Source organism: Streptomyces sp. TAA486 (assembly GCF_000426165.1).
Genome location: NZ_AUEV01000016.1, coordinates 103,081 through 128,541, shown reverse-complemented (window position 1 = coordinate 128,541; position 25,461 = coordinate 103,081). Strand labels below are relative to the sequence as shown.

The following is a 25,461-nucleotide window of genomic DNA, read 5'->3' as shown; positions in this document are numbered from 1 at the left end:
GCACCGTACCCGCGGCACGCGAATCGCTCTACGCTGATGCTCACTTGGACCCCCCACACCACCAAGGACTCAGCCCATGAGCAGATCCCGCCTGGCCGTCGCCATCTCGACGGCCGCTCTGGTCACCGCTGCCACCGCGCTCGCCATCCCCGTCACCGCCCAGGCAGGCCCCGAGAAGGCCGCCGCCCCCACCTACGGCGACACCACGAGCGTCGGTGTGCACAACGCCTACGAGCAGGACAAGTACGAGTACTTCGCGGACGCGCTCGACTCGGGCGCCTCCCTCCTCGAACTCGACGTGTGGACCAACGTCATCGGCAAGGGCTGGCGCGTCTCCCACAGCAACCCGACCGGCAACGACAACAACTGCGAGAACGCGGCGTCGGCGGACGAACTGCGTACCAAGGAACGCGACCAGAGCCTCGACGGCTGCCTCGCCGACATGCGCGCCTGGCACGACGCACACCCCGGCCATCCGCCCGTCCTCATCAAGGTCGAGATGAAGGACGGCTTCTACAACAAGGCGGACCGCGGCCCTGACGAACTCGACTCGCTGCTCAGCGAGAAGCTGGGCGACGCGCTCCTGCGTCCTTCCGATGTCACCGGGTCGCACGCCAACCTCGACGAGGCCGTGGGCAGCACAGGCTGGCCCGACCGGGACGCCATGGCGGGCAAGTTCGTGTTCGAACTCATCCCGGGCACCGTCGAGGAGGACAACCCCGCCGACGACCTGTGGACGGACGAGGAGTACGCCACCCACCTCAAGGACCTCTCCGCCAAGGGCACACTCGGCGAGGCCGGCGCCTTCCCCGCGGTGCACGGCGCGGAGAAGGGCGACCCCCGTACCGAGCGCTACGAAGAGGCCCTGCGGCCCTGGTTCGTCGTCTTCGACGGCGACGCAGCGACGTTCGCCGGAGGCGACATCGACACCGCCTGGTACCAGCAGCACGGCTATCTCACGATCATGACCGACGCACACAAGGTCGCCCCGGAGATCGACAACACCGAGCCGAGCGAGCAGGACGCCCGGGACCGGGTCACCCAACTCGCCGCCTCGCACGCCAGTATCACGACCTCCGACTGGTACCCGCTGCCGAAGGTCCTCTCGATGGTCGTCCCGCGCGGCTGAACGGCCCCCGCCGCGGCGGCTGTTCGACCCGGCGGCTCGGTCATCCGCGCCGCTCCCGCTGCGGATGTACCGCCGTCCTCGCGCTCCGCCGGCTACCGCTGGAGCGCGAGGACGTCGTCGACCGTGTCGGCCTGCGACGCCGGCTTGTCGGGCCGATAGCGCACCACCCGCGCGAAGCGCAGCGTCACCCCCGCCGGATACCGCGTGGAGCGCTGCAGCCCGTCGACCGCGATCTCCACCACCAGTTCCGGCCGCACCGTCACGCCCCAGGGATGCTCGCGCTCGGCGATGCCGCGAAGGTGCTCGGTCTGCCAGGCCAGCAGCTCGTCCGTGAGCCCCTTGAAGGTCTTGCCGAGCATCGCGAACGAACCGTCCGGCCACCGCGCGCCCAGATGCAGGTTCGACAGCCGTCCCGTGCGGCGCCCGTGGCCCCACTCCGCGGCCAGCACCACCAGATCGAGGGTGAAGACGGGCTTCACCTTCAGCCACGAGGCACCTCTGCGTCCAGCGCTGTAGGTGGAATCGAGCGCCTTGACCATGACGCCCTCATGGCCCTCCTCCAGGACCCGGTGTGCGAACTCCTCGGCCGCGCGCCGCTCTTCGTCCGCCTGCGGATCCTGGACCACCATGCGCCTGACCCGCAGGGGCTCCGGGACGACTTGCGCGAGAGCCTCGTGTCGCCGCGCCGCGTCCAGGTCCACAAGGTCACGTCCGTCCACGGAGAGCACGTCGAAGAAGCGCGGCGTGACCGGCAGCGTCACCCGTGCCGTCGGCACGTCCACATGCGAGCCCACACGCTGGGAGACCTCCTGGAACGGACGGGGCCGGCCCTGCTCGTCCAGGGCGATCACTTCGCCGTCCAGCACGGCCTGCTGAACGGCCAACCCACCCACAAGTTCTGAGAGTTCGGGGAGCCGGGCGGTGATGTCATCCAGGGTGCGCGTGTAGATCCGCACGCTCGTGCCGTCCTTGTGCACCTGCACCCGGATTCCGTCGAGCTTTTCCTCCACCGCGCACGGGCCGAGCTTGTCCACGGCCTCCAGCACGTTCTTCGCGCTCTGCGCCAGCATCGGCTGCACCGGGCGTCCCGTCTCCAGACGGAACGCCTCCAGTGCCGAGGGTCCTTCGGCCAGCAGCGCACTGGCGACCGCGCCGAGCGAACCTCCGAACATCACCGCACGCCGCACCTGCCCCGCAGGCACCGAGACCGCCTCCGCGAGACCCTCCACGGCGAAGGCGTCCAGCGCTCCCTGCCGCAACTCGCCCGTGAGCAGCCGGAAGAGGAAGTGCTGCTCCTCCTCCGTCGCCGCCGACATCAGCGCCGCCAGCAGCCGCTTCCGCTCGGTCTGGGCGCCCTGGCCGCGCACACCGGCGATCTCCTCAAGCGCGGCGTCCACGTCGGCGATCGTCAACTGCGCCTCGGACGAGGGCGCATGGGGCTCGGAGAGGGTGCGGAAGCCCACCCCCGTCCTGCGTTGGGGCAGGCGGCCCGCCAAGTACGTGACGACCACCGGCACTTCATCGGGCGAGGCGGCGCGGAACAGCTCCGCCAGCAGCGCCACCTTCTCCTTGCGCGACGAGACAGTCGTGACCTCCCTCGAGGTCCGGGCGATGTCGACGAGCAGCATGACTCCATCCTCGCTCCGCCGTCCCGGCCGCGCAGCAGCACGGACCAGGGGGTCCGGCATCCGAGCCGATCCGCGGCATCCCGGCCGGCCCGTCGGTGCCGTCAGCGCTGCGGGTCGTGCCCCCAGTTCATGAGGGCGAAGCGCCAGTCCGTCTCGCTGATGTCGCCCCGCGGGCGGTGCTTGAGCTGCCGGTCTATGTGGTGGATCGCCCTGCGCATGTGGACCAGGTCGTCCGCGGTGAAGTCCGCCCTGGGGGTCCGCAGAAGCTTCACGATGCGACGTCCCGCGGCGTGCCCGTGACTCTCGCGCTGCCCCTTGTGGCGGCCCACGTTGCGCGACCGCTCCGTCTCCAGCCACCGTTCGAGCTGGCCCGCGGGCAGATTCACGGCCTTCGCGAAGTCGGCGAAGAGCGCGTCGTGTTGGTCCTGCTGCTTCATGTCGCTCATGAGTCGCACCCCCCTCTTCCGCCGAGGTTTTCCTGTCCGCCCGTCGTCCCGGAGGAACCGGTCCGCGGCCCGCCGACCCGGTCGGGAGTGGCGGGAGGGACCGCAACAGCGGCGTCCGTACGGGCCACGGTGCGCGTGCCTTCGGCGATCTTGCGACGGACCCTGCCGACCGCCGCGCTTCCCTGAGTCCTCCAGTGCGGCCGGTCGCGCCCTGGGATCTTTCTGCCCCTCGACATTGCTGTATGCCGCCTTTCATCTGTTTCATGGCTTTCATGCCACGAGTGCCCTCCCAGCTGGGGTGAATGCCTGCGCTTCCCGTCCTGGCATCGCCCCGCATGGCGTCACGAGCGCCCGTACGGCCGTGCGGCACGCGCGCGGCCCGGAGGTGCACGCGGGCGGCATGGCTGAAAAACTCGTCGTACATCTTCCTTCACCGTCCGTGAGCGCGAATGGTCGTGCCTGCGCTGCCGGGCCGAACTCCCGGGAAGGAGCCGCCATGCAGCGCCGGCCGAGCGCCCATGTACGCGAGGGGAACCAGGACGTCCGGGACGTCCGCACGCTCGGCATCGACCCCGACCAGGACACCGCGGCCGTCATCGAGGCGCTGCTGTCCCGGCACATCGCGGTGCGCCGTGAGGAGGCCGCCCGCAGCAGCGACCGGTTCGCCGAGGACGTCATCGACCTGCTCGCCGACGTCGTCCTGCGCGGCGGCAGGCGCACCCGTCCCGCCTTCGTCTGGTGGGGATGGCGGGGCGCAGGGGGCGCGCCCCGCGGAGCCGGCGCCGAGGCCGTCCTCAAGGTCGCCACGGCCCTGGAGCTGATCCAGGGCTGTGCGCTCATCCACGACGACCTGATGGACGGCTCACTGCTGCGGCGGGGCGCGCCCGCCGCGCACGTCGCCTTCGCCAACCAGCACCGGGCCGCGGGCCTGCGCGGCAACCCCGACGCGTTCGGCGTCTCCGCCGCGATCCTCGCGGGCGACCTCGCCCTGGTGTGGGCGGACGACCTGTACGAGACCTCCGGACTCGACAACAGGGCGAGACGGGCGGTCGGCCCCGCCTGGCAGGCCATGCGCACCGAGACCATCGCCGGCCAGTACCTGGACCTGTACGGGCAGGGCACCGGCGTGGACTCGCCCGAGGAGTCGCTGCGGGTGGCCTATCTCAAGAGCGGCCTCTACACGGTCGAGCGGCCGCTCCACCTGGGCGCGGCCATGGCGGGCGCCGACCCCGACCTCGTCGCCGCGCTCCGCCGGGCCGGGCGCAGCGCCGGCGTGGCCTTCCAGCTGCGCGACGATCTCCTCGGCGTCTTCGGAGGGTCCGCCCGTACGGGCAAACCGGCGGGCGACGACATCAGGGACGGCGCTTCCACATATTTGGTGGCCATCGCGCTGCAGCGGGCCCGCGCACACGGCAGGCACGACGCAGAGCAGCAACTGCGTGCAGCGCTCGGCAACAAGGAACTGCACACGGAGGAACTCCAGCGGATCCGGGACCTGCTCACCGGGCTCGGCGCCGTCGCCGCCGTCGAGGCCCGCATCGGCCAGCTCACCGCGTCCGCGCTCACCGCCCTGGGCCAGGCGAGCCTTGCACCGCCGGCGGACCAGCGGCTCAGCTCGCTCGTACGGAGCGTCTCGGCGCCGCCCGCCTGACCGCGTCCGCTGAAGCCGCCCGCGCGCGCCGGTACATGTGCGCCGGGGAAGCGGGGGTCACCCGTACCGAATGGAGGACTCGGTGGGCTCCCGGCGCGCGGGAGGGCGCGAGCGGTGTTGGCATGGGGAGAAGCCGCCGACCCGGGGCGGGCCGTCCATGCCGAGAGGGAGAGAGAGCCGTGCCCAGGAGCGCACCCGAACCGAAGTACACGGTCCCCGGCATGTCCCAGCAGGAGGGCGGCGACGTCATCCGGCTGCTGACCATGCGTCTGCACGCTCTCAACGACCTCGCCCTGACGCTCAAGCACATCCACTGGAACGTCGTCGGCCCGCACTTCATCGCGGTGCACGAAATGCTGGATCCCCAGGTCGACTCCGTACGTAAGATGACCGACACGACGGCGGAGCGCATCTCCACTCTCGGCGGTTCGCCGCACGGCACCCCGGGTGCTCTCGTGGCCGAGCGGCAGTGGGAGGACTACGCCATCGGCCGTGCCGAAGCCATCGAACACCTCGGCGCCCTGGACCTCGTCTACACCGGGGTCATCGCGGACCACCGGGAGGCGGTGCGTGCCACCGAAGAGACCGACCTGATCACGCAGGACATGCTCATCGAGCAGCTGCGCGACCTCGAACTCTTCCAGTGGTTCGTCCGCGCGCACCTGGAGAGCGCCGGCGGTGTGCTGAGCACCGCGAGTGCCACGTCCGAACGGGACGCCGCGAGCAAAGCCGGCAAGCAGGCCCGGAAGCAGCCCTGAGCGGCTTGCCGCCGCGAGGGAGCGATCAGAGGCAGGGGAGAGACGATGGCCGGACAGTTCGAGGTGACCACGGAGATCGATCGCCCCATCGAGGAGGTCTTCGCCTTCCTCGCCGACGGTGAGAACGACCCCAAGTTCAGCCCCAGGGTGCTGGAGATGGCCAAGGTGACCGAGGGGCCGCCGGGAGTGGGCACGGTCTACAGGAGCACGGTCAAGGACGCCGGGGTGCGCACCCGCCGGGAGTTCCGCATCACGGAGTTCGAGGCGCCCACCAGGATCCGCTGGACGGAGACCTCGGAGAATCTGGTGACCGCGGAGGAGGGTGGCTACGACCTCGAGCGGTCCGGCGACTCCACCACGCGTGTGCGGCTCTTCAACTCGCTGACCGGTCACGGCGTCGGCAAGATGATCGCGGGCGTCGCCCTGAACGCCGCGCGCAAGGACGCGGACGACTTCGGCCGGCGCATCAAGCAGGCCGCCGAATCGGCCTGAACAAGCCCCTCTCGCGAAAAAAGAACTGGACATCCGCTGCGGCGCCCGGCTACTGTATCGATACAGACTTAATCGATACAGAAGACGGGTGGGCGGGCGGTGGGGGCCAAGGACTCGCGTGGGAAACGGGCGACGCTGCAGACCGTCGCGGACGAGGTCGGGGTGTCGCGGACGACCGTCTCCAACGCATACGGCCGCCCCGACCAGCTCAACAAGGACCTGCGCGAGCGGATCTTCGACGCCGCGCGGCGCCTGGGCTACTCCGGGCCCGACGCGACGGCGCGTTCACTGCGGCGTGGGAGGGCAGGAGCGATCGGCCTGCTCTTCACCGAGACCCTCTCGTACGCTTTCGCCGACCCGTACTCCGTGGGCTTTCTGCGCGGAGTCGCCGAGGTTGCCGAAGCCTCCGGCACCGGCCTGCTGCTCATCCCCATGCCGCCCCGTGCCTACGGCCCGGCGGGCGACACGGATGCTCCGGTGCCGCCCGGCACCGACGATCCGGAAACGGCCGTACGGAACGCGGTGGTCGACGGTTTCTGCCTCTACTGCGTCCCCGTGGGCCATCCCGCCAAGGCGCTGATCCGGGCACGGGGCCTGCCGATGGTGACCACCGACGAGAGAGACGATCCCTCAATCCCGTACGTCGGCATCGACGAACGGGCTTCGGCGCGGCTCGCCGCCGAGCACATCGTCCGGCTCGGTCACCGGCGGATCGCGGTGATGGTCGATCAGGTCGTCGCACCGGGCACCTCGGGCCCCGCGACCGTGGAGGAGCAACTCGCCTCCGACTGCGGGGACTTGCAGGGCCGCCTCGGGGGCTACCGGGACGCGCTGGAGGAGGTGGGAGTCGACTGGCGGAGTGTCCGCGTCGTCGCCGCGGGCCGCAACTCCCGCTCCGCGGCGGCCTCCGCAGCCGCTCACTTCCTCGATGTCGCCGACCGGCCCACCGCCGTGCTCGCGATCGGTGACGTGCTCGCGCTCGGGGTGCTCGACGCCTGCGAGCAGCGGGGCCTCGTCGTGGGCCGCGACATCTCCGTCGCCGGCTTCGACGACGTCCCCGAGGCGGAGCGGGCCCGCCTGACGACGGTGCGCCAGCCCATGGGGGAGAAGGGCCGCATCGCCGGCCGGCTGCTCCTCGAACCGCCGGAGGAGCAGAAGGTGCCCCGCATCAAGCTCCCCACCGAACTGGTCGTACGGGCCACCACAGGTCCCGCACCCCACTGACCCGACCGGTCCCGATCCCCGTCAACTCCGACTCCCGGCCGATACCGATTCCCAGCCCGCAAGATTCAGGCCGGCCGGTCGAACCGGCCTGTCCGGCCGCGCTCACCTCACGGGCCGCAACGGCCCGTGCCGAACCGCTGATCAGTAAGGAGAGGACATGTTCCCGATAGAAGGCCCGATCGTCGCGGACGCCACCAGGCACCTGGCCCACTCCGCGCTGCCCGACGCACCCGTCGTCCCGGACCCGGAGAAACCGCCGAAGGCACACCGGTCGCGGGCGACGCTCGCTCGGACGCTGCGAACCCTCGCCGACCGTCTCGAGCCCTCGCGCTGCGTGGACCCGGCGCTCCAACCGCGTACCCAGTGAGGGTGGCCCGGCGGGGGTAGGAGCAGGGCCGGACGGACCCCAGTGGCCCGTCCGGCCCTGTCCGTCCGGCCTCGTCCCGCCGATGTCGTGCCCGCGTTCACGCCTCGTGGACGCACTCACCGCCCACGTAGGTTGCCCGTACCGGCACCGAGGCGATGCCGCCGGGGTCGATGGTGAGGATGTCCTCGCCCAGGACGGTGAAATCGGCGAGATGTCCCGGCTCCAGACGCCCCTTCACACGGTCGGTGCCTTCCGCCTCGGCCGACCCGAGTGTGAAGACCGCCAGCGCTTCCTCCGCGCTGATCCTCTGCTTCACACCGACCGGCACGCCGTCGTCCATGCCCTCGCGGGTGACCATCGACTGGATGCCGAGCAGCGGCTGGTAGGGGCCGCACGGATAGTCCGACGAACCCGCCACCGCGACACCGGCGTCCAGGAAGGAGCGGTGCGCGAACATCCGCTCGGCGCGGTCCGGGCCGTACCAGCGGTTGAGCGCACCGCCGTGATAGCCCACGTAACCCGCGAACGGGACTGCGACAGCTCCCAGTTGACGCATCCGCTTCAGGATGCCCGCGTCGACGATGCTGCAGTGCTCGATGCGGTGACGCAGTCCCGGCCGGGGCATTTCCCGCTGCGCCGCCTCGAAGGCGTCGAGGACGAGTCGGATCGCCGCGTCCCCGTTGGCGTGGACACCGATGCGGTTGCCGTCGCCGTGCACGGTGCGGACCTGGGAGAGGAGCTCCTCGGTGGGCGTCGTCTGCAGTCCGTGGTCGTCCGAGTCCGCGTAGGGCTCGGTCAGCAGGCAGGTGCGGCCGCCGATCGCCCCGTCGACGAACGCCTTCACGCCGACGAGTCGCAGCATGTCGTCGCCGAAGCCGCTGCCGACACCCAGCGCCTGCGCGGCGGAATAGTGGTCGATGGAGAGCAACATGCCGACGCGCAGGGTCAGTTCGTCGCGCGCTCGTGCCCGCCGCAGCAGAGAGATGTCCTCGGGAGCGATGAGGGCGTCGCACACGGAGGTCAGTCCGGCGGCGTGCCACTGCCGTTGAGCGCGGGCCAGGCCGCGCAGCTTCTCCTGGGGTGAGCTGGCCGGCAGGGGTGAGGCGCCGCCGCGGGCCGTGGCGGGATAGACGACGTTCATCAGCGCCCGCTCGACGAGCCGCCCGTCGAGGCGTCCGTCCGCGTCGCGCCCGAAGCCTCCGCCATCGGGAGGGGAAGAGTCCTCGTCGATGTGCAGGGCGCGCAGCGCAGCGGAGTTGGCGACTCCCCAGTGGCCCGCGACCTGCACGACGAGCACGGGATGCCCCGGAGCCGCCCGGTCCAGGTCCCAGCGGTTGAGCGCGCCGGTCTTCGTGTCGTCGTAGCGGCTGCCGCGAATCCACTCCCCGGGCTCCGCTTGCGCCGCCTCGGCCCGTACCTGCCCGAGGAGGTCCTCGATGCTGGAGACGGCCCCGGCGGACAGGTCGAGATGCAGCAAGTCCTCGGCTGCGATGGCGAGATGGATGTGCGCGTCGTTGAGGCCCGGCACGAGCGCCGCGTCGCCGAAGTCGACCACTTCGGCGCCCGGGAATCGCTCCCGGAGCTGGAATGCCGTGCCCGTGGCGGAGATCCGGCCGCCTGCGACGGCGATCGCCTCCGGTTCCGGGCCGCCGCGCGCCTGCTGGCTGACGATGCGGGCGGCGCGGTAGATCACCGGGCGCAGTTCGTGGAGGTTCTGAGTCACGAGACCTCCCCGGTAGTGGACGCGGGACTCGCCGCCGCCCGATCCGCCGCCGCGGGCGGTCCGCCGGTGGCGGGACGCAGCGCGGTGACGGCGCCGGTCACGGCGAGGTTAGCCGCCAGGGCGATGACACCGCCATTGATGCCGTTGAGGGGGTCGTTGCCGGTGGCCCACAGCAGCGTCATCACCGTCAGCCCCACCAGCATTCCGGCGACGGCCGCTGACGCCGGCATGCGGCGCCAGTACAGCGCCAGCAGTACGGCGGGAACGAGTTGCGCCAGCCCCTCGTAGGAGAGAACCGACAGCTGGACAAGGGTGTTGGGGAAGAACAGAGCCCCGGCCAGCGCCAGCAGCCCCGCCAGGAGACACACCAGCTGCGAGAGCCGCTTGGTGCGCTGGTCGTCGGCCGGTTCCGTTCCGCTGCGGCGGCTGCGCGGGTCGGCGCCGTTGCCGCCGCCCAGCAGGGTGCGGCCCCACAGTGTGCCGATGGCCAGCATGAACACACTCATCGGCACGATCGCCGACAGCGCCCCCGCCACTCCGATCACCGCGACCAGCGGAGCCGGCAGAGCGTCGGTGACGAGTGAGAACAGTGCCAGGTCGGGGTTCTTGAGATTAGGCACGACGAACAGCGCGGTCGCGCCGACCATCATCGGGATGAACAGCAGCAGTTGGTACCAGGGCAGCAGAACGGCGTTGCGCCGCAGGGCATTCGGGGACCTGGCACTGAGATACCCGGCGACCGTCGTCGGGAAGATCGTGATGGTCACGGCGTTCAGCAGGAGGGTCGTGACGAACCATGTGCCGTCGAGGCCGTTCGACTCATGGCCGGGGAAGGTCAGCCACTCCGGCTTCTCCGTCACCATCCGGTGCATCAAGTCGCCCACGCCGTCGACGAAATGGACGGGTACGTACACCGCGAGGAAGACCACCACGGCGATCACCAGGACGTCCTTGAGCGCACTGACCCACGCCGAGCCGCGCAGTCCGGACACCAGGATGAAGACCTCGGCGACGACGAAGGAGATCACCGCGGCGACGCGAAGATCGATGCTCCCGTACGTCATGGCGTTGACCACCACGCCCATGCCCTGAATCTGCACCTGGATGTAGGGGACGATGAAGACCGTGGTCACCACCGCGACGAGTATCCCCAACGGCCGGGAACGGAAGCGGTGTTCGGCCATGTCGGCGATCGAGATCAGCTGGTGCCGGCTCGCGTACGTCCACAGGGCTGGCCCCACCACGTACGCGACGGCGAAGCCCGTCGTCAGATACGCCACCAGATACAGGATCGGAACACCCATGGAGAACGACCAGCCGGCCGTGCCCAGGAACGAGAAGCTGGTGTAGGTCTCGCCGGCCATCAGCAGCCAGATGAACAGCACGCCCAGACCCCGGCTGGAGACCGACCACTCCGCCAGGCCCTTGTCCCGGCCGCGCGCACTGAGCAGGCCCACGACGATGGTGGCCACCATCGCCAGACCGAAGATCGTTGTCGCTATCGCAGCTGACGAACTCATGCCGCACCACCCGCCGTTCCGCGCTGTCCGCCGGCTGCGGGGCCGTCCCCGGTGGCGCCGTCTGCCGCCGCGCCGGGGACGTCGTCCGCGGGTATGGGTTCCAGCGCGTCCGACCGGTACGCCGGATCGAGCCGGGCCGCGACCCAGATGATCGGGGGGCTGACGACGGACGCCATGATGATCCACGCCAGCAGGAACGGAACCCCGAGGATGCGCGGCTCGATGCTGTTGGCCACGACGGGTGCCGCGCAGTACAGCACACCGGGCACCAGCAGCAGCCACAGCGAACGGCGGCGCCGGTTCGCCGCGGGCAGCGCACGGAAGGGCAGCCGGGCCGGCCCGCCCGCGCCCTCCTGCTCCGCGTCTGAGAGGCTGTCGGACATATCTCTCCTTCTGTGGCGCTGCCTGTGCTGCTGTTCGCTCACTCGGGTACCGGTCCGCGGCCGGAACCGGTCACACGGACGGTTCGTAGCGTCCATCCACCGCTGTCCAGCCGCCGTCCACGGTCAGCACACTGCCGGTGACGAACGTCGAGGCGTCCGAGACGAGATACGTCACGGCGCCCGCGATCTCTTCCGCGCCTGCCCAGCGTCCGAGCGCCGACGCCTGCGCGTAGGCGTCGTACCACTGGGGATCCGCGGCGATCTGATCGGTCAGCGGGGTACGCACCACACCTGGTGCGACGGCGTTGAAGCGAACCCCGCGCGGCCCCCACTCCGCCGCGGCGGTACGCAGGAACTGCACCAGGCCCGCCTTCGAGGCCGCGTAGACGCTCTGCCCCGCCTCGACCTGGAAGGCCCGCATCGACGTCAGGCCCACCACGCTGCCGCGTCCGCGCTCGGCCATCGCCGGTGCCACCGACTGCACGAGGGTGAGATACGCGCGGAGGTTGAGGGAGACGACCCGCTCGAAGTCGGAGAGCGTGTAATCGGCGATCCGCTTACGCACGTTGGCGCCCACGGTGACGACGAGTCCGTCCAGCACGCCCCACTCGGCCACGGCGTCCCGCACCGCGCCGTCGTCCAGTACGTCGAGGAAATGCACGCTGACGGGGCCCGTCCGGGATCCGGGAGCGGGCGGCTCACCGGCGGCCCGCCGCGCCGTCTCCTCCGCGCCCCGCACGTCCTTGTCGGCCACGAGCACCTCGGCGCCCTGCGCCGCCAGCGCCCGCACCGACTCCCTGCCGATGCCGCTGGCGGCGCCGACGACCGCCACCCGCCTGCCGTCGAGACGGAACAGGTCCGCGTACCCCACCCTGGCCTCCTCTGCCTTCTCGCGTGCGTCGGTCACCGGCGGAACACCGCCATCCGCGTCACCGTCATCTCCTCGATCGCGAACCGCGGTCCCTCGCGGCCCGTGCCCGAGTCCTTCACTCCGCCGTACGGTGCGATGTCGCAGCGGTAGCCCGGCACTTCGTTGATCACCACGCCGCCGGCCTCCAGTTCCTCGACGGCATCGAAGGCCGAGCCCAGGTCCCGGGTGAAGACCGCCGCGTGCAGCCCGTAACGGCTGGCGTTGACCGTCGCGTACGCCGCGTCCAGATCCGGTACGGCCCGCAGGCACACCGCCGGGCCGAAGATCTCCTCGTCCCACGCGGGCTCACCGTCGGGCACACCGGTCAGCAGCGTCGGCGTGATGCACCGGCCGCTGCGCGTACCGCCGTGCACGACCTGTGCTCCCGCCGCGCAGGCGCGCTCGATCCAGGAGCACACCCGTTCCGTGGCCGCCTCGTCGATGAGCGCCGAGACGCGCGTGTCCTCCTCGCGCGGATCACCGACGACGACGTGCGGCAGCCGATCCGCGATCCTCCGCTCCAGCTCCACGGCGACCTCCTCTACGGCGATCACCCGCTGCACGGAGATGCACGCCTGGCCCGAGGCGTAGAAGCCGCCGCGCACGACGGCGTCGGCCGCCGCGTCGAGATCGGCGTCCGCGGCCACGACCAGCGCCGCGTTGGAGCCCAGCTCCAGCACGACCTTGCGCGGCGCCGCCTGGCGCGCGATGCGGTGCCCGATCTCGGCGGACCCGGTGAACGAGACCGCAGCGACCTCCGGGTGCGTCGTGAGCGCCTCGCCCACCGCGGCGTCGCCGGTGACCAGCTGCACCGCGCCCGCCGGTGCGCCCGCTGCCGTGAGCTGCTCCCGTACCAGACGGACCAGCCACAGCGTGGCCAGCGGCGTCGCTGGAGCGGGCTTGACGATGACGGGGCAGCCCGCCGCGAGCGCCGGGGCGATCTTGTGAGAGGCCAGCATCATGGGGTAGTTGAACCCGGCGACGCCCACGACGACACCGACGGGACGCCGGGTCCAGAAGCCCGTCATCCCGTCGCCGGAGGCGAGCCCGTCCAGCGGAACCGTCTCACCGTGCACATGGAAGACCTCGCCGGCCGCGGCCTCCCAGGTGGCGATCGCCCGCACGACCTCGGTGCGGCAGTCCACGCGGGGCTTGCCCGTCTCCAGCACGAGCAGGTCCTCCATGCCGCCGGCGACCTCCTCCAGTGCGGTGGCGACGCCGGCGAGGACCTGCCTGCGCACCCGCGTCGGCAGCTTGGCGACCTGCTTGCGCAGCCCCGCGGCGTGCTCCGCCGCCCGCCGCGCGAGCGCTTCGTCGCCGACCGGGGCGGGAGCGATCTCGCTGCCGTCGTACGGGAAGCGCACCGGCTCACTGAGGGCGGTCGGCACCAATTCCTCGCCCACGGGAAGCGAATCGGTCAGGCCCTCCGGGAGTGAGACCAGCTGCGCGGGAGAGCCCGGAGCGGGGGAGAAGCTCACAGGGGACCCCCCTTCGTTCCGGCCGTCAGGAAGTGCCGGGCGGCCGCCGCGTACACCCTCGCGTACTCGCCGATCTCCGCCACCTCGACGTACTCGTCCTTCTGGTGCGCGATCCACTTGCCGCCCGGCCCGTAGACCACGGTCGGCAGCGCGGCGTCCCGCGTGAGGATGGTCCCGTCAGTGGTGCCGGGGACCGCACCGATGGCGGGCGGCGTGCCGTGCTCGTCGCGGTGCCCTGTCATGAGGGCCGTGACCACGGGATGGTTCTCGTCGATCTCGACGGCGGGCCGGTCGTCGACGACGGTCAACTCGACGGTGACACCCACGGTGCCGGCGGCGTCGGTGGCCGCCTGCAGCACCCTGCCGATCAGCTCCTCGTGGTCGGTTCCCGGAACGGTACGCACATCCACGCCGACCATCCCGTGCGCCGGAATGACGTTCAGCTGACCCGGGTCCCCGGCATGCAGCACGGTCGGAGTGACGGTCACCGAGCCGGCGTGCCGATGGGTGCCGAAGCGCCGCACCGCCCACTCCTCCACACCGGCCAGAGCCTCGACGATCCGGGCCCCGGCGACCAGGGGGGACCGCGCCTCCTGCGGCATCGCGCCGTGTGCCATCACCCCGGTGAGACCGAGGCGGATGCGGATGCCGCCGCGGGCCGAGGTGCACACCTCGTAGCCTTCGGGCTCGCACACGATGACGCCGTCCACCTCGGCCGCCGCCGGCGACGCCGCGAACGCCTTGGCGCCGAGCATCATCTCTTCCTCGTCGCACAGCACGCCGAGCACGATCCGTCCGGGGAACGGGCCCCCCAGCTGCAGGCCCCGCACGCCGTGGATCATCGCCGCCAGACCCGACTTCATATCGGCCGAGCCGCGGCCCCACAGCCTGCCGTCGCGGATCTCCCCGCCGTAGGGATCGACGCTCCAGTCCTCGGCGCGCCCTTCCGTCACGACGTCGGTGTGGCCCTCGAACATCAGCGTCGGCCCGTCGCCGCCGCCTCCTTCGACGACGGCCACGAGGTTCGTGCGGCCGGGCGCGACCTCGATCACCTCGTGCTCCCAGCCGAACTCCGTGAACAGGCCCGCGAGAAGGCGGACGGCCGGACCTTCGACGTCCTGCGCCCCCGCGTCGCTCACCGTGCGCAGCCGCACGAGGTCGCGGGTGAGGCGGACGGCGGCCTCCGCGTCGACCACCGGACTCGGTGGAGCAGTGGGAGGAGTATCTGGACCGGCACCGGGACCGGAATGCATGCGGCAACCTCCATGTGTCCTGGCCAGAGAGCCAGGACACTGGTCAGACCAGTTGACTTCCCGTACTCTCCTAGGGCGCTCACGGGTCGGTCAAGGGGGTAGACGGCGCTCGTCCTTCCGGACCGGCGTCCGGCTCAGTGGGCGGCAGGCCACAGCCGACCGGGACGACGAGGGGGAAGTACATGTCCGCCGAGGGAGCCATCTTCCGTCCGGTGGAGCCGGTGCGCGCGTATCAGCGTGTCGCGGAGCAGATCGAGGAGCGCATCCTCAGCGGCGATCTCCCGCCCGGTTCACGGCTCCCCGGGGAGCGCGAACTCGTCAGCCAGTTCGCCGTCGGACGCTCCACCGTCCGCGAGGCCCTGCGCGTGCTGCAGTCCGCCGGGCTGGTGCGCTCCCGGCCGGGGGATCCGCTGGGTGCCGAGGTCCTGGGCGTCACCCCGGACAATCTCAGCCGCACGCTCGGGCGTCTGGCCCGCTCACACCTGTCGACGCTCGGCGAACTCGTGCAGTTCCGGATGGTGTTGGACGCCGAGAGCAACCGGCTCGCGGCGCGGCTGCACAGCGAGAACGACCTGGTGCGCATGGAGGAGCAGATCGTGCGGATGGAGGCGCTCAGCACTGGCGCCTCCGGTCTGCACGCGTTCAGCGAGGCCGATGCGCTCTTCCACCAGGCGGTCGCCGAAGCCAGCGGCAACTCGCTGCTCGGGCTGTGCGCACGTGCCGTTCATGATGCCGTCGTCGAGGTCATCGAGGGGAAGATCGCGGCCGCTGGCGAGACCACCGTGTGGATGGAACGCTCCATCGCCCACCACCGGCAGGTCCTGGCCGCGGTCCGCGACGGCGACGCCGAGCTGGCAGCCCGACTGGGACGGCAGGCGCTCTACGACTACTACGCCGACCATGTCGAGGAAGGCACCCGCAGACTGCTCAGCGCTGCTCTTGACGAGCAGTGACGTGCCCGCGCTGCCTGTCACACGTCACGGCGGGGAGCGGAGAGACGCCCGGAGTGCCGTTCAGGTGGCCGGCTTGATGTTGTGGTTGAGGCGGAAGACGTTGTCCGGGTCGTACTGTGCCTTGACCGCGGCCAGCCGCCGGTAGTTCTCAGGCCCGAAGCCGGCGACGACGCGGTCACGTCCCTCCTGGCCGATGAAGTTGAGATAGACGGCGCCGCTCGCCCAGGGCTTCAAGTCGTTGCGCAGGTCACGGGCCCACTCCTTGGCCCGGGCGTCGTCGGCGGGATCCGACCAGAGACCGAACGGGTGCACCGTCCATGCGGCGCTGCGCCAGGGAAGCGGATACAGATCCGCGTCCCGCGCGACCGCGCCGCCCTGCGGGAAGAGGACATGCTGCGAGGGCGAGGGCATCACCATGTCGTCGGCCCGTGCGCAGAAGAGGTCGACCGCCTCGTCGGGGAAGGTGTCGAGGTGCTCCGCCGACCAGTAGTTGCGGAAGCCGGGCGGGTCGTCCAGCATGCTCTGCACCTGGGCGTACGGCATCTGCGCGATCAGCTCTCCCGTGTGCCCGAGGCCGAGCATCGGTGCCATGACGTCACGGGCCTGTGCCTCCTCACCGGTGTAGGTGATCAGCGACACGCATGCGAGTTTCCCCACCAGATCCTCCGGAACGAACGGCTCCTCGCCCCCCATGAGATAGATCAGCCCTCCGCCGACCTGGTCCGGCGCCGCGTCGATGAAGTCCCGGTAGGCGCGCACCACTTCGGGCCCGGCCTCCGGCGGCCACATCAGCAGGGCGGTGGTCAGGGCGGGCAGCGGATGCAAGCGCAGCGTCATGGACGTCGCCACGCCGAAGTTGCCTCCGCCGCCGTGCAACGCCCAGAACAGTTCGCTGTTGTTGTGGCCGGTGGCCCGCACGAGATCGCCGTGGGCGGTCACGAGCTCGACGGCAAGCAGGTTGTCGCAGGCCAGGCCGAAGGCCCGCTCCAGCCAGCCCGAGCCTCCGCCGAGAACGAATCCGCCGACGCCGGTCGTGGAGACCCGTCCACCGGTCGTGGCCAGCGCGTAGGGCTGGGTCGCCCTGTCGAGATCGGCCATGGTGGCGCCGCCGCCCACGCGTACGGTCCGGGCTCCGGGATCGACGGTGACGGAGTTCAAGTGACGCAGGTCCACGACCAAGCCGTCGGAAAGAGAGTTGCCCGCAACGCTGTGACCTCCGCCGCGCACAGCGATCTGCAGACCTTCCAAACGGCCGTACTCGACGGCCCGGGCGACCTCGGCCTCGTTGCGGGGCAGAGTGATCACAGCGGGGGAGCGGTCGATCATGGCGTTGAAGACGGGCCGGGTCTCCTCGTAGGCCGGATCGTCGGGGGTGAGGATTTCGCCCGTGAACCCCTTGCGCAGGTCGTTCAGAGCGCTGTCGTGCAGCATCCGGGACGGCATCGTGTCCCCCTTCCTCCCACTTTCGACCGTAACGCTCGGCGGCGGGTGGTCCCGGCCGGTCCGTGGTCGCGGAAGGCCGGGGAGGAGCGGTGATCAGGGGGCGCCGGCCCGCAGGCAGGGGCATGTGGCGTCGCCCGGGCGTTTCGGGATCCGCCCCATCCGGTACCGGTGCAATATGAAGAAAATCGATCATTAGGCCGCATACCGGCCTTGAGGAGGGCGGCGAGATCATGGCGGAAGTGCACCACCGCTTCGTCACTGTGCAGGGCCGGCAGCTCTTCTACCGAGAGGCCGGGCCGCGCGACGCGCCCGTCCTCCTGCTGCTGCACGGCTTTCCGACCAGCTCGTTCATGTTCCGCCACCTGATCCCTGCGCTGGCCGACCGCTACCGCGTCATCGCCCCCGACCACCTGGGCTTCGGCTACTCGGACGCGCCGTCCGCCGACGACTTCGACTACACCTTCGATGCGCTCGCCGATCACACCGCCGGGCTGCTCGACCAGCTCGGCGTCACGCGGTACGCCATGTACGTCCAGGACTACGGCGCCCCGATCGGCTGGCGCCTCGCGCTGCGGAACCCGGACGCCGTCACCGCCCTGGTGAGTCAGAGCGGCAACGCCTACGAGGAGGGCTTCGTCCAGGAGTTCTGGCAGCCGATCTTCGACTACCAGCAGGCCCCGACGCCCGAGAACGAGGCGGCCCTGGCCCCGGCACTGAGCCTCGACATGATCAAGTGGCAGTACGTCACCGGCGTCCCGGACGAGACGCGGGTCGACCCCGACACCTGGCACCACGATCACCAGATGGTCTCCCGCCCCGGGAACGACCGCGTACAGCTCAAGCTGTTCCGCGACTACGCCACGAACGTTCCGCTCTATCCGCGCGTCCACGAGTACCTGCGCGACAGGCGCCCGCCGCTGCTGGCCGTCTGGGGCCGGAACGACCCCATCTTCGGGCCCGACGGCGCCCGTGCCTTCACGCGCGACCAGCCGGACGCCGAGGTGCACTTGCTCGACGGAGGCCACTTCCTCCTGGAGTCGGCCCTCGACGAGACCGCCGGCCTGATCCGCACCTTCCTCGGCAGCCACCTCAAGGAGTTCCAGGGCGCAGGTGCGAACGGAGGGCGCCCGAGGCGGTCCTGACGGGGGAGTTCCTCAACAGGGGCCGCCGGGCGACCTGTTGTCGTGGGCGCGCAGGAAATTCGGTCGCGTCCCGTGAGGTGAGCCGCTAATTTCCGGCTGGGCGCGGTTCGGCTCGGATCGCGCCCGCGAAGGGGGAGCGGGGCATGGAGACCGAGGGCGCGCGGACCGACCGACTGAGCATCGTGCTCGAGCAGTTCGACCACGCCAGGGAGATGGCCCAGGTACGCCTGACCGGGCTCAGCGACGAGGAGTACCTGTGGGAGCCGGTGGCCGGTTGCTGGTCCATCCGGCGCCGCGGCGAGGCCGCGACGCCAAGGGCGTTCGGGCCCGGCGAGTGGGTGCTCGACCTGGGCGCCCCGGACATCCCGGCCGGCGAGTACGCAGAGGTGGCCCGGCAGGCCGCCGGTGGCATGAGCATCGCCAAGATCGCGGATGACTGGAGCGTGAGCGTCGAGCGGGTCGAGCAGGTCCTCGCTCACACCGGCACGCCGGAGCCGGACGAAACAGCTGTCACCACCATCGCGTGGCGGCTGGGGCACCTGCACTGCTGTTTCGCGGGCGGCTGGGAGTGGGCCTTCGGCGAACGGCGACAGGAGCCGAAGCTGCTCGTCGACTTCACACCCTCCGCCGCCTTGGCACTCGAGCGTTTCTGGGCGCTGATCGACCGCTGGCGTGACAGCGTCGCCGCCGTCACGGAAGAGCAGCTCGACACGGCCGGCTTCTCGCAGTACCCGTACGGCTCCGACCCCGACGAGCCCTTCATCGGCGTGCTGTTGGGGGCCAACCTCGAACTCATCCATCACATGGCCGAGATCGCGTTGCTCCGCGATCTGTGGCGAGCCGGTCGCGCGAATTCGGGCTCAGCAGCACTCGTATGACCGCACCTCTCCGGGCCAGGACCCAGGTCGTCGTCCCGAGCCTCCCTGCGACCTGCTCCGGCTGAAGTTGGAAAAGGCTCAGTAACCGGCCTCCCCTACAGGCCGGTTCCGGCGCGGTCCGCTGTGGTGGGATACCTGCATGGCTTCCCGAGTGCTGCACCTCCTGGGCTCCGCCGCACCGCCCGTGGTCGACCTGGTCGACATCGTCTGGCGTGCGCAGACCGACGGCTGGACCGTATGCGTCGGTCTGACACCGACGGCCGCCGAATGGACGGAGGGCCAACTGGCCGCGCTCGAAGGGCAGACCGGGCATCGGGTACGCAGCACTCCGCGGAAATTCGGCGAGGGCGAGATGTGGCCCCGCGCGGACGTCACGATCCTCGCACCGGCGACGCTCAACACCGTCAACGCGAGCGCACTCGGACTCACGACGAACTTCGTCACGGGTCAGGTGGCCGAGGCCATCGGCAAGCGGTGGCCGCTGGTGGTGATGCCGTGCGTCAACAGCGAGTACGCCACGCACCCGCAGTTCGGTCCGAGCATCGAGACGCTGCGGAACGTCGGGGTGCGAGTGCTGTTCGGTGAGGGCGGCTTTCAGCCCAACCCGCCCGGGCAGGGCGACCGGAAGGCCTACCCGTGGGCACTCGCGCTGGACGCGGCACGGTCCCTGGCGAAGTAGCAGCCGACGTGGCGGGCGGTGCTCAACTCCTGCTTGGCAGAAGCCAGTTCACATGGAGCCTGACACGGCGCACCGCCGGCGGCCGGACCGGAGCATGACGTCGGCCTGCACGACGCCCGCCCCTCATCGCCCTCGGCGTCTGAAGTCAGTCCGCCAGGTCCAGCGCCGCCGCGACGATGCTGTCCGCGTCGATCCCGTGATGCCGGTGGACGTCGGCGAGGTTGCCGCTCTGCCCGAAGCCGGTCACCCCGAGGGCGCGGGCAGGCACTTCGTTGATGCCCGCGAGGAACGCCAGGGTGTGCGGATGCCCGTCAAGGACGGTCACCAGCGGACGGGCACGCTCCCGGGGGAAGGTCTGATCGAGGATCCAGTCCGGACCGTCCTGCAGACCCTGCCGCGCTTGAACGGCACGGAAGAGCAGGTCGGGGCTGGTGACGCAGACGACGTCCGCGCCGACGCCGAGCCCTTCCAGGCGGTCCGCCGCGGTGAGCGCCTCGGTGACCATCACACCGGCCGCGGCGATCGTCAACGAAGGAGTCTCGTGCCGGCGCAGCAGATAGCCCCCGGCCACGGACTGCCTGCGCCGCCGCTCCCGCGCCGCGGAGTCGCCCGGGACGGCCGCGAGCGCCTGTTCCACGGGACGGGTGGACAGCCGGAGATACGTCGAACTGCCCCCTGACTTACCGAGGTTGGCCAGTCCCGCGAGCAGGCACCACTCCAGATCGAGGGCGAACGCCGGTTCATACGCGGTGCATCCGGGCTGTTCCAGGCCGATCGAGGGTGTGATGACCGACTGGTGGGCGCCGCCCTCCGGCGCGAGGCTCACCCCCGACGGCGTCCCCACGAGGATCGACTGCCCGCCCGCGTACATGCCGAAGGACCACGGCTCCAGGGCCCGGCCCACGAACGGGTCGTAGACCACGCCGATCGGCAGCAGCGGCGTGCCCCAACGGCTCCATGTGGCACCCAGCTCACCCAGCAGCCCGACCAGATTCGTCTCGGCGATGCCGAGCTCGATGTGCTGCCCGGCCGGCTGCTCACGCCAGTGGAGGATCGTCTCGGCGTCGTCGTCGAACCAGTCCCGGCGCTGCGTGGCCGACCACGTTCCGACCTTGTTGAGCCAGCCGCCCAGGTTCGTCGTCGAGGCAACGTCCGGGCAGACGGTCACCACGTGTCCTGCTGCCTCGGGGGCTTGCCGAGTCAGGTCCAGCAAGGCCCGGCCGAGGGCCTGCTGGGTCGAGCCCTTCCCGGAGGGCGTGCGCCCGAAGTCCGCGGGAATCGCGGGGGGTTGCTGCGGCGGTGTTTCCTGGCGGCGCAGCCTCGCCGCCGTGCGCTCACACAACTCGGCCTCGGCGCTGCCGTGTGGGAAGCGGGCCCAGGGCGCGTCCGCGTCGGCGCCCACGCGTGCCGCCAGCTCCTGCATCTGTTCACCCGTGAGCAGCGCCGAGTGGTTCTGCGGGTGCCCGGCGGTGGGCAGTCCGTGGCCCTTGACGGTGTAGGCGAAGACGACGGTGGGCCTGGTGTCGTCGATGCGGGAGTAGGCATCGATGAGCGCCCCGAGGTCGTGGCCGCCGAGGTTTCGCAGCAGGTTGACCACCGAGTCGTCGTCGAGCCCGGCCAGCAACTGCGCGATCGCCTTCTGCCCCGGCCCGGACCCGGGCAGGCGCTCCCTCAGTTGCCCGGCGGAGCAGCGCAGCAGCCGCTGATACTCGGGGTTCGTCATCTCGTCGATGCGGGCGCGCAGCGCGTCCCCGCCTGTCCGTGCGAACAACTCCTCCAGCAGGCGCCCGTACTTGACGGTGATGACCTGCCATCCGGCCGCGTGGAACATGCCCTGCAAGCGGGTCGCCGAGATGTTCGGCACGACCCGGTCCAGGGACTGACGATTGAAGTCGACGATCCACACGACCTCACCCAGGTCGGTCACCGCCGGGTCGAGCACCGCCTCCCAGCAGGCGCCCTCGTCGAGTTCGGCGTCCCCCAAGAGCGAGTACTGCCGGCCCGAACTGCCGCCCCCGAAGCGTCCGTTCACATACCGGCGTGCGATCGCGCCCCAGATCGGCGCCGTCGCGCCGATGCCGACCGACCCGGTCGAGTAGTCGACCGGGTCCGGGTCCTTCTCGCGGCTCGGGTAGCTCTGGAGACCGCCGTAGCTGCGCAGTGTCGTCAGGTACGACTCCTCCAGCTCACCCAGCAGATAGTTCACCGCGTGCAGGACGGGGGAGGCGTGCGGTTTGACCGACACGCGGTCGTCGCGGCCGAGTTCGTGGAACCACAGCGCCGTCATGATCGACGTCATGGAGGCGCTGGATGCCTGATGGCCGCCGACCTTCAGCCCGGACGGGTTCGGGCGGACGCGGTTGGCGTGGTCGATGACCGATGTCGCAAGCCACAGCACACGCTGCTCGACCGCCTCAAGGGTCTTGAGGTCGGTCCCGCCGGTGCGCCGAGCATCCACCTCGGCGGCCGTGGCCGTCCCTGTCATGTCGTCCGTGGTCTTCATGCCGCCCGTCCGAAGCATCGAAGTCAGCAGATTGCCTCAATATGAGAGCAGGGTGATGATGACCGCACAATCACCGCACACTCCATTGCGCAATCTGCCCAGCGAGTGGGCGGGCAGTGGCGGCGGGATTGAGCATAGTGACAGGTGAAGTACCCCTCGGCTGGCTCGACGCCACCGCGGTTCATGCTCGGTCCTGCGCTCCGCCGAGGAAGCTCCGCGGACGCTCCGTCGTCCCGGACGGGGCTTCCTCCGGCAGGTAGTGGTCGCAGGGGAGTGCTTCGCCCTGTACGTCGGTGGCGTACTCCCGCCACACCGTCTCGACGTCGTAGTGGTGTCCGACGAAGCTGGACTCTCCCCAGAGGGCCATCACGGGCCCGTACAGCGCGCGACGCCCTTCCCACAGGTTCTGGGGGGTGTGCGCTGCCTGCGGCCGGTCCGGCTCGGCCGCAGTCGGAAACTCCATGTCCTCCGCCCTGCAATCGCCGTGCAACAGGGGCCTTCTAGCGTGTGCCGCGCACCGGGGTTCGGCCACCCTGCGTACGGACGCGTGACCGGCCTCCGCACGCAGGGAGCCGAACCCCGGTGACTTTGCGGGCCGTCGGTGTCCCGTGAGGGCCGTACCCCCGTCGCCGCCGCGAACCGTGCCGCTGCACCACCCCGCCTGCCCGCCGGCGACGTCGAGGCTGTTCACCGCATCGCAGCGCGATTGCGTCGAATCGCGGCGATCGCGCCCATGGAGGCACCATGAGCACCCAGCAGCAACTGGTCTCGCACGATTCGGAGTCCGAGGACGCCGCACCCGGCAGGTCACAGCCGGACCAGGCACGCGAGACGCTGGAGGACTACACGCTCCGCTACGCGCCGCGCAGTTACCGGCGATGGACGCCGGCGGTCGTGGCGACGACGGCGCTCGGTGGCATCGCGTACCTGGCCGACTTCTCCATAGGCGCCGGCATCGGTCTCGCGCACGGTTCCGGGAACGCGCTGGCTGCGATCGGGGTCGCCGCTGTCGTCATCTTCGTCACGGGCGTTCCGCTCGCCTACTACGCGGCCCGGTACAACATCGACCTCGACCTGATAACTCGCGGTTCCGGCTTCGGCTACTACGGCTCGGTCCTCACCAGCGTCATCTTCGCCAGCTTCACGTTCATCTTCTTCGCCCTCGAAGGCTCGATCATGGCTCAGGGGCTGCGAATCGGGCTTCAACTGCCGCTGTGGCTGGGGTACTTGGTCTCCACGCTGTTGGTGATACCGCTGGTTGTATACGGCATGAAGGCGCTCAGCAAGCTCCAGGTATGGACTACGCCGCTGTGGCTGCTGCTAATGGTGGGGCCGCTGCTCTACCTGGTGAGCACCGACCCGGAATCGGTGCACCGCTTCCTGTCGTACGAGGGAGCCGGCGGCCAAGGCGAGGTCAGCATCGGCCCCGTGCTGCTGGGAGCAGGAGTCTGCCTCTCGCTGATCGCGCAGATCGGGGAGCAGATCGACTATCTGCGCTTCATGCCGCCCAAGACGCCCGGCAACCGCGTCTCGTGGTGGACGGCGGTGCTCACCGCAGGGCCCGGCTGGGTGGTGCTCGGGGCGCTGAAGCAGGCCGCCGGCGTCTTTCTCGCCGTGTACGTGCTCGCGGAAGTGGGTCCCGCCGCAGCCACGGAACCCATCGAACAGTTCCGTGGCGCGTTCAGCGCGATGTTGCCGCCGTGGCTGGTGATTCCCGTCGCCGTGGTCCTCGTCGTGATCAGTCAGGTGAAGATCAACGTGACGAACGCCTACTCGGGATCACTTGCGTGGACCAACTCCTTCACCAGGGTCACCAAGCGCTATCCCGGCCGGCTGGTCTTCGTCCTCGTCAATCTCGCCATGGCCCTGACGCTGATGGAGGCCGACATGTTCAGCTTCCTCAACGCCATCCTGGGCTTCTACTCGAACTGCGCCATCGCGTGGGTCGTCACCGTCGCCACAGACATCACCGTCAACAAGTACCTGCTCCGACTCTCCCCGAAGACACCGGAGTTCAGGCGCGGCATGTTGTATGCGGTCAATCCCGTGGGGGTCATCGCGTTCGTTGCGGCATCCGTACTGTCGATCGCTCTCTACTTCCATGCGTTCGGGGATGCCCTGCAGCCGTATTCGCCGCTTGCCGCCGCGCTCATCGCCTTCGTCCTGACACCGGCGACGGCCGTCATCACCAAGGGGCGGTACTACCTCCGCCGCGCCGATGACGGCATCGCCGAACCGCGCCAGGACATGGACGGCAACCCCAGCGCCGTGGGCTACGAGTGCCACGTGTGCCGACAGCGGTACGAACGCCCGGACGTGACCGCCTGCCCGTCCCATGACGCCGTCGTCTGCTCCTTGTGCCTGAGCACGGACAAGGCCGGCGACCACGTCCTCGCCCCGGACACGCACCCCGCACCGGCACAGGGTGCCGCCAACGACCCGTGACCGGGCCGGCTCCGTCACGGCGTTGCCGCCATTTCCAGCGTTAACGCCACTGAAACGCTCCCGGCATAGCCTGCCTCGACCTGCGGGGCCATGTCCCGGCCATGGGGAGAGGCGAAGAAGGGCGGAGCGGAGACGATGCAGCTGACACCGCACGAGCAGGAGCGCCTGCTCATCCATGTTGCCGCCGACGTCGCGGCGAGGCGGAAGGAACGCGGCGTACTGCTCAATCATCCGGAGACCGTCGCACTGATCACCTCCCACGTGCTGGAGGGGGCAAGGGACGGTCGGTCGGTGACCGAGCTGATGGATTCGGGCCGCCAGGTCCTCAGCCGCGAGGACGTCATGGACGGGGTTCCCGAGATGCTCGGCGACGTGCAGGTCGAGGCCACTTTCCCCGATGGCACGAAACTCGTCACCGTCCACCGGCCCGTCCCGTGACCCGGACCTGGAAGCAGC

Annotated in this window: 23 protein-coding genes; 12 read left to right on the top strand and 11 right to left on the bottom strand. The window is 70.4% G+C overall.

Going from position 1 to position 25,461, the window contains the following annotated elements; translation table 11 throughout:
- Nucleotides 1–76 precede the first annotated feature (76 nt).
- Entirely contained in the window at nt 77–1,129 is a 1,053-nt protein-coding gene (locus I004_RS0121930; RefSeq protein WP_028437274.1) for a phosphatidylinositol-specific phospholipase C domain-containing protein, read from the top strand.
- Between the two features lie 92 nt (nt 1,130–1,221).
- Here I004_RS0121930 and I004_RS0121925 read toward each other — a convergent pair whose 3' ends face one another.
- Together I004_RS0121925 and I004_RS0121920 are read right to left on the bottom strand one after the other, a co-directional pair.
- Entirely contained in the window at nt 1,222–2,757 is a 1,536-nt protein-coding gene (locus tag I004_RS0121925; RefSeq protein ID WP_028437273.1) for an ATP-dependent DNA ligase, read from the bottom strand.
- Nucleotides 2,758–2,858: 101 nt separating this feature from the next.
- Entirely contained in the window at nt 2,859–3,203 is a 345-nt protein-coding gene (locus tag I004_RS0121920) for a DUF3140 domain-containing protein (protein ID WP_028437272.1), read from the bottom strand.
- Between the two features lie 496 nt (nt 3,204–3,699).
- On the opposite strand from I004_RS0121920, the gene I004_RS0121915 reads away from it, so the two are divergent.
- From I004_RS0121915 to I004_RS0121895, 5 genes are all read left to right on the top strand, one after another.
- Nucleotides 3,700–4,854 (top strand): polyprenyl synthetase family protein, encoded by a 1,155-nt coding sequence (locus tag I004_RS0121915; RefSeq protein ID WP_078511587.1) that lies wholly within the window; start codon nt 3,700–3,702, stop codon nt 4,852–4,854.
- A gap of 221 nt (nt 4,855–5,075) precedes the next feature.
- Nucleotides 5,076–5,612 carry a Dps family protein gene (locus I004_RS0121910; RefSeq protein WP_051345319.1) on the top strand — a complete coding sequence of 179 codons (537 nt, stop codon included), beginning with the start codon at nt 5,076–5,078 and terminating at the stop codon, nt 5,610–5,612.
- Between the two features lie 45 nt (nt 5,613–5,657).
- Nucleotides 5,658–6,104 (top strand): SRPBCC family protein, encoded by a 447-nt coding sequence (locus tag I004_RS0121905; RefSeq protein WP_028437269.1) that lies wholly within the window; start codon nt 5,658–5,660, stop codon nt 6,102–6,104.
- Nucleotides 6,105–6,203: 99 nt separating this feature from the next.
- Nucleotides 6,204–7,328, top strand: coding sequence for a LacI family DNA-binding transcriptional regulator (locus I004_RS0121900; RefSeq protein ID WP_028437268.1), 1,125 nt, complete (start codon nt 6,204–6,206; stop codon nt 7,326–7,328).
- A 157-nt stretch (nt 7,329–7,485) separates the two neighbouring features.
- Nucleotides 7,486–7,695, top strand: coding sequence for a hypothetical protein (locus I004_RS0121895; protein WP_037977265.1), 210 nt, complete (start codon nt 7,486–7,488; stop codon nt 7,693–7,695).
- Nucleotides 7,696–7,792: 97 nt separating this feature from the next.
- Here I004_RS0121895 and I004_RS0121890 read toward each other — a convergent pair whose 3' ends face one another.
- The 6 genes from I004_RS0121890 to I004_RS0121865 all read right to left on the bottom strand — a co-directional run bounded on the left by I004_RS0121890 (nt 7,793) and on the right by I004_RS0121865 (nt 14,905).
- The gene (locus I004_RS0121890; RefSeq protein ID WP_028437266.1) at nt 7,793–9,418 is read right to left on the bottom strand and encodes an amidohydrolase; all 1,626 of its coding nucleotides are present in this window, start codon (nt 9,416–9,418) and stop codon (nt 7,793–7,795) included.
- Nucleotides 9,415–10,938 carry a sodium:solute symporter family protein gene (locus I004_RS0121885; RefSeq protein ID WP_028437265.1) on the bottom strand — a complete coding sequence of 508 codons (1,524 nt, stop codon included), beginning with the start codon at nt 10,936–10,938 and terminating at the stop codon, nt 9,415–9,417. The genes I004_RS0121890 and I004_RS0121885 overlap by 4 nt, the downstream gene beginning before the upstream one ends.
- Complete coding sequence (locus I004_RS37665) at nt 10,935–11,321, bottom strand: DUF3311 domain-containing protein (RefSeq protein ID WP_078511586.1); 387 nt, start codon at nt 11,319–11,321, stop codon at nt 10,935–10,937. Before I004_RS37665 ends, I004_RS0121885 begins: the two co-directional genes overlap by 4 nt.
- 70 nt (nt 11,322–11,391) lie before the next feature.
- The gene (locus I004_RS0121875) at nt 11,392–12,228 is read right to left on the bottom strand and encodes an SDR family NAD(P)-dependent oxidoreductase (RefSeq protein WP_486580170.1); all 837 of its coding nucleotides are present in this window, start codon (nt 12,226–12,228) and stop codon (nt 11,392–11,394) included.
- Complete coding sequence (locus tag I004_RS0121870) at nt 12,225–13,709, bottom strand: aldehyde dehydrogenase family protein (protein WP_486580169.1); 1,485 nt, start codon at nt 13,707–13,709, stop codon at nt 12,225–12,227. The genes I004_RS0121875 and I004_RS0121870 overlap by 4 nt, the downstream gene beginning before the upstream one ends.
- Complete coding sequence (locus tag I004_RS0121865) at nt 13,706–14,905, bottom strand: ArgE/DapE family deacylase (RefSeq protein ID WP_037977263.1); 1,200 nt, start codon at nt 14,903–14,905, stop codon at nt 13,706–13,708. Before I004_RS0121865 ends, I004_RS0121870 begins: the two co-directional genes overlap by 4 nt.
- Before the next feature lie 239 nt (nt 14,906–15,144).
- Between I004_RS0121865 and I004_RS0121860 the strand changes: the two genes are divergently transcribed.
- Entirely contained in the window at nt 15,145–15,915 is a 771-nt protein-coding gene (locus I004_RS0121860) for a FadR/GntR family transcriptional regulator (protein WP_028437261.1), read from the top strand.
- A 60-nt stretch (nt 15,916–15,975) separates the two neighbouring features.
- Here the strand turns inward: I004_RS0121860 and I004_RS0121855 are convergent, their stop codons facing one another.
- On the bottom strand, nt 15,976–17,358 hold the full coding sequence (locus tag I004_RS0121855) for an FAD-binding oxidoreductase (protein WP_028437260.1): 1,383 nt from the start codon (nt 17,356–17,358) through the stop codon (nt 15,976–15,978).
- Nucleotides 17,359–17,588: 230 nt separating this feature from the next.
- Here I004_RS0121855 and I004_RS35320 point away from each other — a divergent pair, with 230 nt between their 5' ends.
- The 3 genes from I004_RS35320 (at nt 17,589) to I004_RS0121840 (ending at nt 20,057) form a co-directional block, all read left to right on the top strand.
- On the top strand, nt 17,589–18,500 hold the full coding sequence (locus tag I004_RS35320; RefSeq protein WP_051345304.1) for an alpha/beta hydrolase: 912 nt from the start codon (nt 17,589–17,591) through the stop codon (nt 18,498–18,500).
- A gap of 143 nt (nt 18,501–18,643) precedes the next feature.
- The gene (locus tag I004_RS0121845; protein ID WP_028437259.1) at nt 18,644–19,378 is read left to right on the top strand and encodes a DinB family protein; all 735 of its coding nucleotides are present in this window, start codon (nt 18,644–18,646) and stop codon (nt 19,376–19,378) included.
- Between the two features lie 139 nt (nt 19,379–19,517).
- On the top strand, nt 19,518–20,057 hold the full coding sequence (locus I004_RS0121840) for a flavoprotein (RefSeq protein WP_028437258.1): 540 nt from the start codon (nt 19,518–19,520) through the stop codon (nt 20,055–20,057).
- A gap of 145 nt (nt 20,058–20,202) precedes the next feature.
- Here the strand turns inward: I004_RS0121840 and I004_RS0121835 are convergent, their stop codons facing one another.
- Complete coding sequence (locus I004_RS0121835) at nt 20,203–22,542, bottom strand: transketolase-like TK C-terminal-containing protein (RefSeq protein WP_028437257.1); 2,340 nt, start codon at nt 22,540–22,542, stop codon at nt 20,203–20,205.
- A 199-nt stretch (nt 22,543–22,741) separates the two neighbouring features.
- Nucleotides 22,742–23,023, bottom strand: coding sequence for a hypothetical protein (locus tag I004_RS0121830; RefSeq protein ID WP_028437256.1), 282 nt, complete (start codon nt 23,021–23,023; stop codon nt 22,742–22,744).
- Nucleotides 23,024–23,304: 281 nt separating this feature from the next.
- Here I004_RS0121830 and I004_RS0121825 point away from each other — a divergent pair, with 281 nt between their 5' ends.
- A complete protein-coding gene (locus I004_RS0121825; RefSeq protein ID WP_028437255.1) occupies nt 23,305–25,005 on the top strand; it encodes an allantoin permease in 1,701 nt (566 codons plus the stop codon).
- Between the two features lie 135 nt (nt 25,006–25,140).
- Nucleotides 25,141–25,443 (top strand): urease subunit gamma, encoded by a 303-nt coding sequence (locus I004_RS0121820; protein WP_028437254.1) that lies wholly within the window; start codon nt 25,141–25,143, stop codon nt 25,441–25,443.
- Nucleotides 25,444–25,461 lie beyond the last annotated feature (18 nt).